This is a genomic window from Pseudomonas sp. C9 (assembly GCF_002000165.1).
Classification (GTDB): domain Bacteria; phylum Pseudomonadota; class Gammaproteobacteria; order Pseudomonadales; family Pseudomonadaceae; genus Aquipseudomonas.
On the sequence record NZ_MPAK01000001.1, the window covers coordinates 2334900 to 2351658 of the forward strand.

Consider the following 16759-nt stretch of genomic DNA (forward strand, 5'->3'; position numbering starts at 1 on the left):
TGGCTACCACGCAAAATCTGACTCAAGAAACGCTATACGCAAATCCAGATGAAAGGTCATGGATTGTCATGAAGTGCTAAAGCGCTGTCGCCAAATGAAAGGCTGGAACTCCCCTCGCCTATAAACTCCTCATACGTTCTACGCGGCAAGCCCAGCTATTTACCGGCTCGCTCCATAATCGTGCTTTATGAGGCTGGAGCATGGCTGTGAGATGAACTCCTATCTTTAAGCCATATTAAAAGTGCGTCCAAGGAGAAAATCATGAAAGACATGGTTATCAGAACGCTCGATTTCCTTTCGAGTCTGTTGGTCGTCCTGGCCCTAATTGTGGGTGCGTTTTCCGCGTTTTCTGGACAGGGACCTTATGGTGTTCTGATTGGTGTAGGTATTTTCATTGGCGCCTGCTTTACGTGCGGGTTCTGGATGGCCTTGTCCAAGATCATTGAGAATCAAGAGCGAATGATAGTTATCAGTAAACGCTTGCTCCAATCCATCGATAATCTCGACGAAAATTTATCCTCCTCAACGACTAAAACGCTTTCGAGCCGTTAGTTCGGATCTGGCCCGACGAAGTCTGCCGCAGCTGACTCGTAAGAGACATCGTGCTTGAGAGGGGAGTGGCGATCTTCTTCACGCTTTTCGTGCAAGTGAGATATCGACCCCTGCCCACAGGACATGCCTACGTTGTGCGTTACTTGAATGTACTCCAGCGAGTTTTTCTCACGTAAACTCTTCGGAGTGATGCCGTTGAGCCACCACCCGTAAAAAAGGAAGACTGTATGAGAAAGACGTTGTTTTTGGCAATTGTGACTACAGCAGTAGCACTTTCCGGAAATGTATATGCTCGTGGCAGTAGTTATGGCGGGCAATCTTCGTACAAATCTAGTTACTCCTATGGAAGTCGCTCTGATCATACCGTCAGTGGATATACGCGAAGTAATGGAACGTATGTCCAACCCTCCCATGCTACAAATCCAGACTCCACTAGAAACAACAACTACAGTACTAGAGGGAATATGAATCCGTACACCGGAAAATACGGCACTAAACCTCGTGATAGCAGGTAGTTATGGAATTGCTTTACTGGTTTGACAATTCACAGCGAGGTTGACGATGAAAACGTTGTATGCAATGGCGCTGCTTGTATCGATGCTAAATAGCACAATTGCATCTGCAGATACGTTTGACGACTACGAATGCACGGATGACTGCTCAGGGCATCAAGCGGGGTATGACTGGGCCGAAGAAAAGGGGATTGTTGATGAGGATTCCTGTAGCACACCGTCTCAATCATTCAACGAAGGATGTCAGTCGTTCGTTCAAGGTGGCAGTGGGACTATCTCATCGGATGACGATGACGATGAATGAGCTATCTAATGGCTGCTTGGGCAGAGGGCACTACTGAAAGTAGCGCCAACTCCTATAAGACAGATAACTCGTCCAATTTTTTCAGACCAAAAACGACACTACCTGCGTAAAGTGGAGGCGCCTCCGATTTTTAATATTATTTCCCCGGACGATACTATTCCCATGGCGCAAGTTGAAGCGGATTACCCTGTTGTGGGATTACATCCGTTCGGTCACTGAGCAGAATCAGCGGCTGTTGATGGGGGAAAGTCGGGAAATGTTGTTCGCCGACTAGTCGGCGCTCACCACGATCGACACTCGGCGGTTCTCGGTGCGGCCTGTTGTGCTGTCGTTAGACGCCACCGGTTCGCTGCTGCCGAAACCGCGCAACTGGATGTTCTGTTCTTGCATGCCGACGGTGGTCAGCACCTTGCCGACACTTTTCGCCCGGCGCAGGGAAAGCTTTTCGTTATAGGCCTCTTTGCCTGACGCATCGGTGTGGCCATCGACCCGCACGCGCTCAATGCCAACACCCAACAACGCCTTGCCAATGCGTTCGACGATTTCGGTACTGGCAGGGTTCAGGCTGTCGTCGTCACTGCCGAACAGGACTTTGCCGGACAGACCAAATGCCCAGCCTTCCTCGGTCAGTTCAAAACCTTGCTGTTTCAGCACGGCAATTTGCGCCGGCGTCAGGCCCTTTTGCGGGGCCGTCTGGCAGCCGGTCAATGCCAGCAAGGCCATGAACACAGTCATCGCGAAAAATCGCAGGGAACGCGGGGTCATCGAGAACAAGAAGTCAGCTCCTGGTTTGATCATCGGCGACAGGATGCTCCGACCCTGCCGTGTGTTGCGCGCCACGAGAGACGCGCTTGGCTTGGTACATGGCCGCGTCGGCGGCGTGGAGCAGAGCGCCCGGTGTGAGGCCATGATCCGGGAAGACGGCGATGCCGATACTGAGCGAGGTCAGCACTTGGGTATTGCCCGGCAACGGGATCGGCAGTTCCATGCTGGCGAGAATCTTGTCGGCAATCCGTTCGGCGTCTTCGGTCTTGTGCAGCGGCGACAGCAGCACGGCAAACTCATCGCCACCCAGCCGCGCCACCAGGTCATCTTCACGAAGTTGTGCACGCACGCGAGTCGCTACCGCCGTCAATACCGCATCACCGGCCGCATGACCGAAGTTGTCGTTGATCTGTTTGAACCGGTCGCTGTCGAGAAACAGCACCGCCACCCGCTCGTTGAGTTTGTTGGCGTTGCGCAACTCACGAATCAGGCGGCCTTCGAAAAAGGCCCGATTGGGCAATCCGGTGAGGCTGTCATGGTTGGCCTGGTGCGCCAGGGTTTCGTTCTCGTTTTGCAGGTGGGTCTGCCAGGATTCCAACTCGTCGAGCAAGGCATTGAAGTCGTTGCCCAGATTGTCCAGTTCGGCGATGGCGGCGGGCGGTACACGACGGTCGAATGCACGCTCGCTGCGGGCGGCGTGAGCAACGGCGGCGAGGCTTCGCAGCGGACCGGTAATCCCGCGAAGTTGCCGCCGCGCCAGATACAGTGCCACCCAGGCACTGATCGCCGTACACAGGACAATGCCCACCAGACCACTGAGCAGAAAGCGCATCAGACTGTAGCCATGCCCTATGAGCTGGATGCTGCCGATTTCGCGGCCTTGATGAACAATCGGCATACCGATGGGCTTTTCCAGAATGATCTTGCCAATCTGTGATTCGAGGTCGGAGAGCAATCCGCTTTCCGAACGCTGCCAGCGCGCCAGCAACTGCCCTTTTGCGTCAAGCACCTGGGCATCGGCGACTTCCTCGGTGGATGCGATCATCGCCAGCGCTTCCGTCGCGGCGGCTTTGTCGTTGAACACCACGGCGGCTTCAACGGTGTAATTGATCGAACGCGCAATGAGGTGCAGGTTGTGGTCGGCATAGACCCGCAACGCCAAGACTCCCAGCAGCGTCAGCGACACACTGGCCATGGCCACGCCGACCAGCGCTACGACCAGATGCCCGCGACCGATGACCGAACGCAAGGTTGGGCGAGTACCGGGTTTGAACAGGCTCATGGTGCTACCGACTTGCGGCGCGACAGCTGCAACACACTGGGGTGAATGCGCACGCCACTGCGGGCGACGGAGTCGAGATTGACCTCGAAGGACACTTGATCATCGCTGACCCGCAGGCAAAACAGACTGCCGACGGTGCATTGATCGTCACTTTCGCTGATGCTCAGCACCGGATGCCCGATCAACGAGGCGAACAGCCGAGTGCGCTCATCAGCGATCAGTTTGCCGATGTACACCGCATCGCACTCCCCGACAATCGACGGATTGTCGGCCAGCAGGCGTTGCACGGTGACGGATCGGCCAGTGGCCTGGGTCGTGCCTTTGACCAGATCGTCGGTGTATTCAGTGGGGCCGACCACGCACAAACGCAGTTGCGCAGGTTCGACGGGCCAGCGGGCGTAACTGAGAATGCCGAGCACCACTTGAGTGACCGATTGGGCACGCTGGTCAGCCATGCTCGCCGGCGTTTGCGACTGCGCAAAAACGGCGCCGGACAGCCAGCAGAGTAGGCCAGCGAGCAACACTTGCTTGCCGCCAATGACGCGTCCTGTCGTCCAGGCAGCCACCTTCATGCAGTGATTCTCTTCGATCATAGCGAAATAATGTCGCACGATAGCATAGCGATGAAACGCCCGCGAGGCCGCGTACTACGGTCCTTTGGACGGTTTTTTGGCGCCGGGAACTCGCGCCTCAATCGCTCGGTGTACCCCCTTCTTCCAGCTCCAACATCAACCCGCTCAAGCGCTTGACCTTGCGTCGAACAGCCTCTTCAAATACGCCGGCGCGAGGCTCGATCAAGGTGAACCAGTGCTTGGCCCGGGTAATCCCGGTGTAGATCAGCTCCTTGGTGAGCACCGGGTTCAGGGCGTCCGGCAGAATCAGCGCCGTGTGGGCAAATTCCGAGCCCTGGGATTTGTGCACGGTCATGGCGTAGACAGTTTCGACATCATTGAGCCGGCTCGGCAGAACAAACCGCACGCCGCCCTGACCATCATTTCGCGGAAACGCTACACGCAGAACCTGTTTCCCTGCCTCAGGCCCGTCACGCTCCGGCAGTTTGAGGGCGATGCCGATGTCACCGTTCATCAACCCCAAGCCATAGTCGTTACGGGTCATCAACACCGGTCGCCCTTCGTACCACTGCTGATCACTGTCGATCAGCCCGGCCTTGAGCAACGCGGCGGTCACTCGCTGATTCAAACCTTCCACGCCCCATGGGCCTTTGCGCACGGCACACAGCAACTGGAATGCATCGAAGGCTTGCAACACCTCACGCGCCCACTCGGTCCAGCGCGGATCGTCGAGCGTGCTGTCGAGCGCTGGCCGCTGATTGAGAAGAAGGCTCAAGTAGTGGCGATAACCTTGTGGTCCGTCGCCATGTCCTTCGAGCAACAAACGCTCCAACGCCCGATCGTGCTCCCCTTTGAGCGAGAGGGAAAACACGTCGTCGTGGCTTCGAGCCGCCAGTAATGTGCGGGCTTGTTCGGGTTGTTGCTGATTGACCCAGCGCGCCAGTTGCCCAATGCCACTGCCCTCGCCGAATCGGCGCGAGTGGCGCAGCATCACGACTTGCTGGGCCAATGGATGAGTGCCTTGGGTGTCGGCCTGCAAACCACTGGTGTCCAGGTTTTCGCCACTGACCGCTTCCAGCCATTGGCGCGTCTGCGGGCTGTACCAACCGGCCTCGGCATCCCGACACAAATCGCCCAGCACCGCACCGGCCTCCACCGATGCCAGTTGATCCTTGTCCCCCAACAACACCAGCCGCGCGTGAGCCGGCATCGCATCCAGCAGGTTGGCCATCATTTCCAGGTCAATCATCGACGCTTCGTCCACCACCAGCACATCCAGTGGCAAGCGATTACCGGCATGGTGGCGGAAGTGTCGCGTGCCGGGTCGACTGCCCAGCAAACGGTGCACCGTGGTGACCTCAGACGGGATCTGGCCGCGAACCGATTCGGCGACTTCCAGGGTACGAATCTGTTGGCTGATGGACTCCGTCAGTCGGGCCGCCGCTTTGCCGGTGGGTGCCGCCAGGCGGATGCGCAGCGGTTTGCCAGCCTCCACGGCGGGCGCCTGGAGCAACGCCAGCAAACGCACCACGGTGGTGGTCTTGCCGGTTCCCGGGCCGCCGGTGACGATACTGAACGCACTGCGCGTCGCCAGGGCGCAAGCGAGTTTCTGCCAGTCGATCACGTCACCGGTTTTGGCTGAGCCGAACAAACCGGTCAGGCGCAGGGGCAAATCATTCGGCGTTGTTTCCTGTTCAGCCAGGCGCAGGCGCAGGGCATCGTCGATGCGTCGCTCGTAAGTCCAGTAGCGGCGCAGGTACAGACGCTTGCCCGATAAAACCAAGGGCCGCGATTGCGCCGCTTCACGACTGTCAGCCGCCAGGGCCACCAGCGGGCTGGAGGCCAGAACCTTGCACCAATGGGCACCGTCCAGCGCTTCAAGCAATTGCGACGGCAACACCATCGCGCCACCGTGTAGATCACCTTCAGGGGGCAGCGACAGGGCGAAATCCGGTTCTTTCAATGTTTCGAACACATCCAGGCACACATGACCGTGGCCCAGTTGGTGACTGGTCAGGGCGGCAGCGAGCAGCACCAATGGATCATCGTCGGGAGCGAGTTCATGAAGGAAGGCGACGAAGGCCTTGTCCAACGCTCGCAACCAGCCCCGTTCAACCCAGCGCGTCAGCAACAGCAACAGGTCATCGGCACGACTCAACGGTGCCAGGTCCGCCAGGCTTTCGGCCGCCAAGGGTGTGGGCAGCAAATCGGCGAAGGTACGGGTCATAGCAGTACTCCCTGTTCCCAGGCGGGTTCGGCGGCCTTGGGTTCTGGCTTGCCCTGGAACATTCGGTCCAGTTGCTCGATCAGTGCTTTGGGTGGACGGGCGAAATACACGCCTTGGCTGGCGGCACGCGTGCCACGCAAGAACAGATAGAGCGCCCCGCCAACATGCCGATCGTAGTCATAGTCGACAAGACGTGCCTTGAGTTGCCGGTGCAAGGCCAACAGGTACAACACGTATTGCAGGTCATAGCGGTTATCGAGAATCGACTGCTCCATGGCCTGTTCGGTATAGGCCGCGTCATCAACGCCCAGCCAGTTGGATTTGTAGTCGGCGACGTAGTAGCGCCCCTCGTGCTCGAAGGTGAGGTCGATAAAGCCCTTGAACATGCCGTTGAGCGTGACCGGTTCGGCAGCCACTCGGGCGACGCCGTTGTGGGTGTGCTGACGCACCAATTCATCCAGTTTGAGCACGTCGACTTTATGGCTGGCGAACCAGAACTCCATCTCGACGCGGTACTGGGTCAATTGCTCGAAGATGACCGGTGCCTGCCCGTCGCCGAGGTGCAGCGGGGACTTGAGCAAATGTTGCAGCCAATCGCTCAGCGTGGTGATCCAGCCTTCCCAGCCACGGCGGTTGCAACGGCGGGCAATGGCGTCTTCGACGGCTTGCGGGGCAGCGGCAAAACCTTCGTCACCGGCCCATTCCAGCAAGCCATGGAGAAAGGTGCCGGGATTCGGGCCACGGGGGAATCGGTGGATATCACCGCCACCGGCCATCACTTCTCGTGGTGCTTGCGGATCGAGGCGTTCGTCGTCGAAGAGCTTTTGCGCCTGCGGGCTCTCCGGGGCTTCGTCACTGCCCACACTCAAACTGTCGCCAATGCGCAAGGCGCTGTAGGAGGCAATCCACCAGTTTTCACTGGCCTTGCGTTTGGGGATGCGCAGTGCGAGCAACGTCGCCTGGTTCTGCGGCGGATCGAAGAGCCCATCTGTGGCGTCGGGTACTTCAGCGTAAATCAGCGCCGGGCAATCCTGTTGCACGTCTTCCAGCCAGCGCTTCAAGCCTGCCGACTCGGCTAAAGGCAACCCACCTCCCAACAAGTAACCCAACGCTGACAGGTGCAGCACCGAGCTGTTGTTGTTGCCGCGCTTGAGATCCGTCACACCGAGCCAGCACGCGTGTTGCGCGCGGGTCAGGGCGACATAAAGCAATCGCAGGTCCTCCGCCAGACGCTCGTCATCGGCCAGGGCAATCAATTCGGCTGTCGGCTTCAACGTCACTTGAGCCTTGCCGTCTGCGTCGTGGTAATGCAGCGGCAAACGGCTGCCATCCACCGGTTTCGCCGAACAAATGAAGGGCAGAAACACCAAGGGATACTCAAGGCCCTTGGACTTGTGGATGGTCACGACCTTGACCAATTGCTCGTCGCTCTCCAGTCGCAGGATTTGCTCTTCACCGGCCTGGCCGGACAACGCCAGATGCTCGGACAAATGACGAATCAGCGCTTGCTCGCCATCGAGCTCGGCCGCTGCCTGCTGCAGCAATTCGAACAGGTGCAGCAGGTTGGTCAGTACTCGCTCCCCATCGCTGCGCGCGATCAATGCCTGGGGTAACTGGAAGTCATGCAGCAGGCGTCGCAGCATCGGCAGCACACCTTGCTTGCGCCAGAGTTCGCGATACCCACGAAACTGCATGACCCGGGCTTCCCAGACCAGTTCGTCCTGATTCAATCGCTCCAGTTCGGCCAGCGACAGATCCAGCGTGATGCAGGCCAGCGCGGCTCGCAGTGGCCGCTCGGCATCGGGCTCCGCACAGGCCTTGAGCCAGGTCAGCACATCGTGAGCTTCTTGTGCGGCGAACACCGAGTCCTTGTCCGACAGATAGACGCTGCGCACACCGCGCGCCGACAGTTCGCCGCGCACCGCTTGAGCTTCCTTGCCATCGCGCACGAGGATTGCGATGTCCGCTGGCAGCAGGCCTCTGAAGTCCTTGCCATCCTCGGTGAAACCCGCTCGCCCTTGTTGTCCTGCGTTGAGCAATGCAGTGATTTCACTGGCGCACGCAGCGGCCAGTTTCTGCCGGTACACAGCACCCGACAGTGGCTGATCTGCGGATAGATGCCAGATGTTCAGGGCCGGGACCACCTGGCCTTCTACGTGCAAAACCTCGTCGCGTCCCTGGGATTGAACGGGCTGGAACGGCACAGGGTTTTCGCCGTTTTTTTCCCGAAACAGAAACGCGCCGCGCCCCAGTTCACGAGACTCGGCACGCTCGAACACATGGTTCACCGCGCTGACCATGCCATGGCTGGAGCGGAAGTTGGTGCCCAGTGTATGCAGTCGACCGGTGGTGGCCTGACGGGCGCGCAGGTAGGTGTAGATGTCGGCGCCACGGAACGCATAGATCGCCTGCTTCGGATCGCCGATCAGGAACAGACCACTCTCTGGATTGTTGTCTTCGATGCGATAGATGCTTTCGAAGATCCGGTATTGCACCGGGTCGGTGTCCTGAAACTCGTCGATCAATGCGACTGGGAACTGCTCGCGAATCAAGGTTGCCAGGCGCTCGCCGCCCTCGGACTGCAAGGCCGCATCCAGGCGCAGCAGCATGTCATCGAAACCCATCTCTGCGCGGCGACGCTTTTCTTCCTCGAAACGTGCTCCGACCCAGTGAGCGGCATGCTGCAAAACGGCAGCATCGGGGGTTGGCAGTTCGTCAAGGCTGGCCTTGAGGCCGGCCATCGCGTCCAATCCTGGATGGCGAGGCGCTTCGCCCTTCCAGGCTTCGTCCATGCCATCAGGTGTCAGGCGAGTGAAGCCGGTGCCGATATCCAGTTGCTCAAGGGATTCATCTTCGGCCCAGGCTTTGATTTTTTCGAACCAGGGTTCGAAATAGCGCGCCTGCATCTTTCGACCGTCGACGCTCTTGCTCGCCACGCCCTGGTGACAAATGACAAGCAGCTCGTCCGCCCATTGGCACCAAGGCTTCTTGAGTTCGAGCAAGGCGACTCGCCGCTCCTGCAAGCATTCGCTGATCAGCTCGGCAGGCTCTTTATCTTCAACTCGGTCACGCTCACTGGCAAACAACCCTCGCACCCGCGGCAGCAACGCCGCCGGACCGCCCCAATTGCTACGCACCCAATTCAACGCATCGCCTTGCATCGGGTAACAGAACAAGCGCCAGTAATCGCGCAGGACTTCGCCCAGCAAATCGCTGTGATCGGTTTCCAGGGTCTGGGTAAACAGGCTGCCGCTGTCGAACGCATGTTCGCGCAGCATGCGCTGACACCAGCTGTGAATGGTCGAGACGGCAGCCTCATCCATCCATTGCGCGGCGATGTCCAGACGGTTTGCGCAGCCGGACCATTGTTCGGGCAGGTACTGCTCACGCAAATCAGAAATGAGGCTATCCGGCGCCTTCGTCTCATCGCGGAAAAACCGCGCGGCCTCGGCCAGGCGAGTGCGGATACGTTCACGCAACTCTTTGGTGGCGGCATCAGTGAATGTCACAACAAGGATTTGCGGCGGTAACAATTCACGCCCGAAACCGCTCGCCTCACCACCGTGGCCAAGGACGAGGCGCAGATAAAGCGCGGAAATGGTGAAGGTCTTGCCGGTCCCGGCGCTGGCTTCGATCAGTTGGCTGCCGCGCAGTGGGAATGCCAGCGCCAGTGGTGTTTTTGTGGTCATCAACGAGCCTCCTCGCTGGTCAATGAACGCCAGGGGGCTTCAAGCATCGGTTTGTACAAGGCGTTGCACCAGTCGGGGAACGTTTCGTCAGCAATCAGCGCATCGAAGTCAGCAAACTGCCGGGTGAGTGCAGGGGTTTCACGGCGTTCACCGTCAGTGGTCTGGCCATCGCCTTCATAGGCTTTACGTGCAGCGGCGTCGGCTTTCAGCGGATCGGTCTGGCCAAGCCAGGCGAAAGCTGTTTTGACTGCAATTGGCAGTGGTTGACGCATACCCGCACGCCAGGCTTGCAGGAGGTGTCCCAGCGTTTGAAGTGCTGCGCCCTTCTCCAGCGGTTCCAGCAGCAGGCTGTCGTCGCTGGCGACCAGTGCGGTAGATATCGGTATGCCGCTGGCGCAGGCCACCAGATGATTGACCCAAGGCCGCGTCAAGCGGTGCCATTTACGGTTCTTGACTGAGCCAATGCTGTTGGGGATGGTCGTGACCGAGAGCAATCCGCCGTCTGCTCGTTGATGCAGACCACTGAGCCAACCTTCCAGACGCAGTCCTTCCAACTCAAGTGCCACCGGCAGCGCGCTGGCAAGCGGCGTAGGCCACAACGCCAGGAGTTGTTGATAGCGTTGCAGCAGATCCGGCAGCGGTTCGATCAATTCACGCTGCAGACATTCGCCGAAACCAGCCATGGGCAGTAGTCCGCTGTTTTGCAGGCGTTTTGCCTGATCTTCAAGTGCCTGATCGGCTTGATCAATTTCCCCCAAAGCAGCAGCCAGCAAGCTGTCGCTGAGGCTATAGCGTTGCAGCGCATCGAGAACGAAGGGTTCTTCATCGGCCAAGGGCACTTCAGCCGCCTCGAAGAACACCTTGAGCCGCTGGCTGAAAAAATGTCGCACGGGATTGCGCAGGAAATCCTGCAATTGACCAAGGCTGAGTGGCTCCTCCTGCGCGTAGGCCTCCAACACTTCGGCACCGGCCGTTTGGTCAGTGACCTGATGAAGAACTTGCCACTCATTGGCGTAGCTGAACAGCGCGTCACCTTCATGAAAGTAGCGAGCGCTGAAGGGTTGCAAAGGGTGCTCCTGAGTCATGGCCTTCAGCAGGTTCTCGCCTTCATTGCGCAGTCGCCAGCCGCTGGCGAGATGGTCACGTAACTGGCCAATCAGGACTGAGGCCGGGCGCTCACTGTTGTCGCGAATGCTGCGGCCAACCCAGCTGATATAGAGCTGATCGCGCGCCGACAGCAGCGCCTCCAGCAGAAGATAGCGGTCATCTTCGCGGCGGGATCGATCGCCAGGGCGGTAATCACTGCCCATGAGATCGAAATCCAGCGGCGGTTGCGCGCGGGGATAGTCCCCGTCATTCATGCCAAGCAGACAAACCCGTTTGAACGGGATCGCACGCATGGGCATCAAGGTACAGAAGTTGACGGCACCCGCCAGAAAACGCTGAGACAGACGGCCCTGATCCAGCCCCGCCAGCCAGGCTTCGCGAACGACGGTTAACGGCAATTCGTCGTGTAAACCTACGGAATCGCAGGTGTCGAGCCAGGTTTCACGCAGTTCTTCGAGCTGGGCCAGCAAGTAGTCGTCGTGCTCATTGCTTGCCTGGAAGAACAGCTGCACCAGTGCTTGCAAGCGCACGCCCCACTCTTTGGGCGGTGCAGGTTGAGCCAGTTCCTGGTGGGCGATTTCCAGCGCATCCAGCAGCGCCACCAACGGCCCAATGAGTGCGGCATCCAGGCCGCCAATTTCGTCATAAGGCTCGATGCCTTCGCATGCATTGGCGTTGCCCACGGCATAACCCAGCAGCATCCGGCGCAGGCCGAATCGCCAACTGTTTTGCTCCAGCGCTTCAGGCAATCCCAGACCCGCACGCTGTTCGGCATTCATTCCCCAGCGGATGCCAGCCCCTTCGATCCAGCGATGCAGCGTTGGCAGGTCACGCTCCTCGACTCCAAAGCGGGCACGTAGCGCTGGAACGTCCAGCAAGTCGAGGATCTCGCTGACAGGGAAACGGCTATCGGGGAGCTTGAGCAGGTGTTCGACAGCAATCAGCAGCGGATCGCGGCCGCGTTGGCCTTGGTCCGCGAGCGTGAACGGAATGAAGCGTGGATCCTGTCGGTCAAGTTGACCGAATACTGCTCGAATATGCGGTGCGTAACTGTCGATGTCCGGGACCATCACGATGATGTCGCGGGGCCTTAAGTCAGGGTCAGCGCTGAAGCGTGCCAGCAACTGATCATGGAGAATTTCTACTTCACGTTGAGCACTGTGTGCGATGTGAAAACGGATTGATTCGTCCTGCTCCAGATCGACGGCTGGCCAACACGCGCGCGTTTCGTTCAGGGGACGTAGTTCGAGAATATCGTCCTGCAATTGGTTGAGCATGTTCTGTGGCTGATTGTCGCTGAACAGGTCGATGCGTCCATCACGAAATGCCGAACTATAGCTATTGGGGTCGTCGTAACTGTCGAGAAGATTGATGTAGTCGCGCCCCTGTTTACCCCAGGCAGCCAACAGCGGATGGGCATGCTGGTGGAGCGTCTGCGGGTCGAGCACAACCGGCATTCCGCTCTTGCGGGCCTGGCGTTTGTATTGATGCCGCAGCAGGTCTTTATCGGCGACGATGTCGGCCCAATGGTGACGACATGGGTTATGTACGCACAGCAGAACCTGACTGAAACGGGCCAGCCCGGCGAGCGCTTCAAGGGCTTGAGCCGGTAGAGAGGAAATCCCGAAAACGATCACCCGCGAAGGCAATCCGCTGGGTGCGACGTCCAGGCTGTTGATGCGTTCGATAAACCGCTGATGAACACCGGCTCGGCTTTGCGCCATGCCTTCCTCACCCACATCCAGCAATAGCGCACGCCATAATTCCGCTTGCCAGCAGTTCGCCGGGGCCAGGGGTTTGGCTTCGCCTCTGCCGTTGCGTAGTTGGTGACGACCTTCTGCCCAATCTTCAAGCCAGTCGGCTCGATAGACCTGGTATTGGTCGAACAGATCCGCCAGTCGTTCAGCCAACTGGTAGCGCTTGCGCAGATCAGTGTCGTGGGTCAGGAAGCGCTGCAGCGGCTCGAAGTGCGGTTGGTTGATCAGTTGCGGAAGTAGCCGCATCAGACGCCAGGTCAGTGGGGCTTTATCGAGCAACGATTTGACCGGGATTTCATCCCGCCCGAGGACCATGCGATAGAGTTGCCACATGAAGCTGCCGGGTAACTGCACGTCGATGGCGGCTGCAATACCACAGCCGCCCAGGTCATCCTCTTCCGGGTCTTCGGCCAGTGCCAACTTAAGCCATTGCGCGATGCCATTGCTCTGCACCAGGGCAATTTCATTTTCCAAGGGAGCCAGCGGATATCGCCGCATGACGCTGATCACCAGGCTGCGCAGTTCATTCAGGCTGTTGCTTTGAACCACCATAAAAGCAGCATTGAGGGACGTGGCGTCCGGCATAAAGGCTTCCTTGGGAAAATACAAACGCTAGGGTCGAACCTTAGCATTGTCGGGAGACGGTGACAGCCGGGAGCTGTCCGGTAATGCTGTACGAACTTTTCTGCAGACAAAACAAAACCCCAACTGCTTTCGCAATTGGGGTTTCGGAATTTAATCTTGACGATGACCTACTCTCACATGGGGAAACCCCACACTACCATCGGCGATGCATCGTTTCACTGCTGAGTTCGGGATGGGATCAGGTGGTTCCAATGCTCTATGGTCGTCAAGAAATTCGGGTACCGAATCGTGGCCAGYYGGCCGCGCTTCAGCAAATTGGGTATGCGATGATGGGATCAGGTGGTTCCAATGCTCTATGGTCGTCAAGAAATTCGGGTACCGAATCGTGGCCAGYYGGCCGCGCTTCAGCAAATTGGGTATGCGATAGTTGGGTGTTTTGTGAGTATCTCGAACTTTCGGTTCGTTKCGTCTTCACACACCGCAATCTGGCCTTTCGACGCAAATTGCTTGGGTGTTATATGGTCAAGCCTCACGGGCAATTAGTATTGGTTAGCTCAACGCCTCACAGCGCTTACACACCCAACCTATCAACGTCGTAGTCTTCGACGGCCCTTCAGGGGACTCAAGGYCCCAGTGAGATCTCATCTTGAGGCTAGTTTCCCGCTTAGATGCTTTCAGCGGTTATCTATTCCGAACATAGCTACCCGGCAATGCCACTGGCGTGACAACCGGAACACCAGAGGTTCGTCCACTCCGGTCCTCTCGTACTAGGAGCAGCCCCTCTCAAATCTCAAACGTCCACGGCAGATAGGGACCGAACTGTCTCACGACGTTCTAAACCCAGCTCGCGTACCACTTTAAATGGCGAACAGCCATACCCTTGGGACCGGCTTCAGCCCCAGGATGTGATGAGCCGACATCGAGGTGCCAAACACCGCCGTCGATATGAACTCTTGGGCGGTATCAGCCTGTTATCCCCGGAGTACCTTTTATCCGTTGAGCGATGGCCCTTCCATACAGAACCACCGGATCACTAAGACCTACTTTCGTACCTGCTCGACGTGTCTGTCTCGCAGTCAAGCGCGCTTTTGCCTTTATACTCTACGACCGATTTCCGACCGGTCTGAGCGCACCTTCGTACTCCTCCGTTACTCTTTAGGAGGAGACCGCCCCAGTCAAACTACCCACCATACACTGTCCTCGATCCGGATAACGGACCTGAGTTAGAACCTCAAAGTTGCCAGGGTGGTATTTCAAGGTTGGCTCCACGCGAACTGGCGTCCACGCTTCAAAGCCTCCCACCTATCCTACACAAGCAAATTCAAAGTCCAGTGCAAAGCTATAGTAAAGGTTCACGGGGTCTTTCCGTCTAGCCGCGGATACACTGCATCTTCACAGCGATTTCAATTTCACTGAGTCTCGGGTGGAGACAGCGCCGCCATCGTTACGCCATTCGTGCAGGTCGGAACTTACCCGACAAGGAATTTCGCTACCTTAGGACCGTTATAGTTACGGCCGCCGTTTACCGGGGCTTCGATCAAGAGCTTCGCGTTAGCTAACCCCATCAATTAACCTTCCGGCACCGGGCAGGCGTCACACCCTATACGTCCACTTTCGTGTTTGCAGAGTGCTGTGTTTTTAATAAACAGTCGCAGCGGCCTGGTATCTTCGACCGGCATGGGCTTACGCAGTAAATGCTTCACCCTCACCGGCGCACCTTCTCCCGAAGTTACGGTGCCATTTTGCCTAGTTCCTTCACCCGAGTTCTCTCAAGCGCCTTGGTATTCTCTACCCAACCACCTGTGTCGGTTTGGGGTACGGTTCCTGGTTACCTGAAGCTTAGAAGCTTTTCTTGGAAGCATGGCATCAACCACTTCGTGTACTAAAAGTACACTCGTCATCAGCTCTCGGCCTTAGAATCCCGGATTTACCTAAGATTCCAGCCTACCACCTTAAACTTGGACAACCAACGCCAAGCTGGCCTAGCCTTCTCCGTCCCTCCATCGCAATAACCAGAAGTACAGGAATATTAACCTGTTTTCCATCGACTACGCTTTTCAGCCTCGCCTTAGGGACCGACTAACCCTGCGTCGATTAACGTTGCGCAGGAAACCTTGGTCTTTCGGCGTGGGTGTTTTTCACACCCATTGTCGTTACTCATGTCAGCATTCGCACTTCTGATACCTCCAGCAAGCTTCTCAACTCACCTTCACAGGCTTACAGAACGCTCCTCTACCGCATCACCTAAGTGATACCCGTAGCTTCGGTGTATGGTTTGAGCCCCGTTACATCTTCCGCGCAGGCCGACTCGACTAGTGAGCTATTACGCTTTCTTTAAAGGGTGGCTGCTTCTAAGCCAACCTCCTAGCTGTCTAAGCCTTCCCACATCGTTTCCCACTTAACCATAACTTTGGGACCTTAGCTGACGGTCTGGGTTGTTTCCCTTTTCACGACGGACGTTAGCACCCGCCGTGTGTCTCCCATGCTCGGCACTTGTAGGTATTCGGAGTTTGCATCGGTTTGGTAAGTCGGGATGACCCCCTAGCCGAAACAGTGCTCTACCCCCTACAGTGATACATGAGGCGCTACCTAAATAGCTTTCGAGGAGAACCAGCTATCTCCGAGCTTGATTAGCCTTTCACTCCGATCCACAGGTCATCCGCTAACTTTTCAACGGTAGTCGGTTCGGTCCTCCAGTTAGTGTTACCCAACCTTCAACCTGCCCATGGATAGATCGCCCGGTTTCGGGTCTATTCCCAGCGACTAGACGCCCTATTAAGACTCGCTTTCGCTACGCCTCCCCTATTCGGTTAAGCTCGCCACTGAAAATAAGTCGCTGACCCATTATACAAAAGGTACGCAGTCACCAGGCTCCCACTGCTTGTACGCATACGGTTTCAGGATCTATTTCACTCCCCTCTCCGGGGTTCTTTTCGCCTTTCCCTCACGGTACTAGTTCACTATCGGTCAGTCAGTAGTATTTAGCCTTGGAGGATGGTCCCCCCATATTCAGACAAAGTTTCTCGTGCTCCGTCCTACTCGATTTCATGACCAAGAGATTTTCGCGTACAGGGCTATCACCCACTATGGCCGCACTTTCCAGAGCGTTCCGCTAATCTCAAAGCCACTTAAGGGCTAGTCCCCGTTCGCTCGCCACTACTAAGGGAATCTCGGTTGATTTCTTTTCCTCAGGGTACTTAGATGTTTCAGTTCCCCTGGTTCGCCTCTTGCACCTATGTATTCAGTACAAGATAACCATCTTATGATGGCTGGGTTCCCCCATTCAGACATCTCCGGATCAAAGTCTGTTTGCCGACTCCCCGAAGCTTTTCGCAGGCTACCACGTCTTTCATCGCCTCTGACTGCCAAGGCATCCACCGTATGCGCTTCTTCACTTGACCATATAA

8 protein-coding genes, 2 rRNA genes and 1 pseudogene are annotated in these 16759 nt (G+C 57.3%); 3 read left to right on the top strand and 8 right to left on the bottom strand.

Annotated features, from left to right (window positions below; translation table 11 throughout):
• Positions 1 to 261 precede the first annotated feature (261 nt).
• The 3 genes and pseudogenes from BMS17_RS10980 to BMS17_RS10995 form a co-directional block, all read left to right on the top strand.
• Positions 262 to 552: a hypothetical protein gene (locus BMS17_RS10980; RefSeq protein WP_046031844.1), complete on the top strand. Its 291-nt coding sequence runs from the start codon at positions 262 to 264 to the stop codon at positions 550 to 552.
• A gap of 561 nt (positions 553 to 1113) precedes the next feature.
• Positions 1114 to 1368, top strand: a complete 255-nt coding sequence (locus tag BMS17_RS10990; protein WP_077430930.1) for a hypothetical protein — start codon at positions 1114 to 1116, stop codon at positions 1366 to 1368.
• A gap of 166 nt (positions 1369 to 1534) precedes the next feature.
• Positions 1535 to 1642, top strand: a pseudogene (locus tag BMS17_RS10995) (LysR family transcriptional regulator); the annotation flags it as partial.
• On the opposite strand, the gene BMS17_RS11000 reads toward BMS17_RS10995, so the two are convergent.
• From BMS17_RS11000 to BMS17_RS11035, 8 genes are all read right to left on the bottom strand, one after another.
• A complete protein-coding gene (locus BMS17_RS11000; RefSeq protein WP_077430932.1) occupies positions 1639 to 2142 on the bottom strand; it encodes an OmpA family protein in 504 nt (167 codons plus the stop codon). The pseudogene BMS17_RS10995 and the gene BMS17_RS11000 sit on opposite strands and share 4 nt — an antisense overlap.
• Before the next feature lie 4 nt (positions 2143 to 2146).
• On the bottom strand, positions 2147 to 3415 hold the full coding sequence (locus BMS17_RS11005) for a diguanylate cyclase domain-containing protein (protein ID WP_077430933.1): 1269 nt from the start codon (positions 3413 to 3415) through the stop codon (positions 2147 to 2149).
• Positions 3412 to 3987 (bottom strand): YfiR family protein, encoded by a 576-nt coding sequence (locus tag BMS17_RS11010; RefSeq protein WP_046031840.1) that lies wholly within the window; start codon positions 3985 to 3987, stop codon positions 3412 to 3414. Before BMS17_RS11010 ends, BMS17_RS11005 begins: the two co-directional genes overlap by 4 nt.
• Positions 3988 to 4105: 118 nt before the next feature.
• Positions 4106 to 6214 carry an exodeoxyribonuclease V subunit alpha gene (gene recD, locus BMS17_RS11015; RefSeq protein ID WP_077430934.1) on the bottom strand — a complete coding sequence of 703 codons (2109 nt, stop codon included), beginning with the start codon at positions 6212 to 6214 and terminating at the stop codon, positions 4106 to 4108.
• Positions 6211 to 9903: an exodeoxyribonuclease V subunit beta gene (recB, locus tag BMS17_RS11020; RefSeq protein ID WP_077430935.1), complete on the bottom strand. Its 3693-nt coding sequence runs from the start codon at positions 9901 to 9903 to the stop codon at positions 6211 to 6213. The genes recD and recB overlap by 4 nt, the downstream gene beginning before the upstream one ends.
• The gene (gene recC / locus BMS17_RS11025; protein WP_077430936.1) at positions 9903 to 13352 is read right to left on the bottom strand and encodes an exodeoxyribonuclease V subunit gamma; all 3450 of its coding nucleotides are present in this window, start codon (positions 13350 to 13352) and stop codon (positions 9903 to 9905) included. Before recC ends, recB begins: the two co-directional genes overlap by 1 nt.
• A 154-nt stretch (positions 13353 to 13506) precedes the next feature.
• Positions 13507 to 13622 (bottom strand): 5S ribosomal RNA (rrf, locus tag BMS17_RS11030).
• 248 nt (positions 13623 to 13870) lie between these two features.
• Positions 13871 to 16753: ribosomal RNA gene (locus tag BMS17_RS11035) — 23S ribosomal RNA — on the bottom strand.
• Positions 16754 to 16759: the final 6 nt, after the last annotated feature.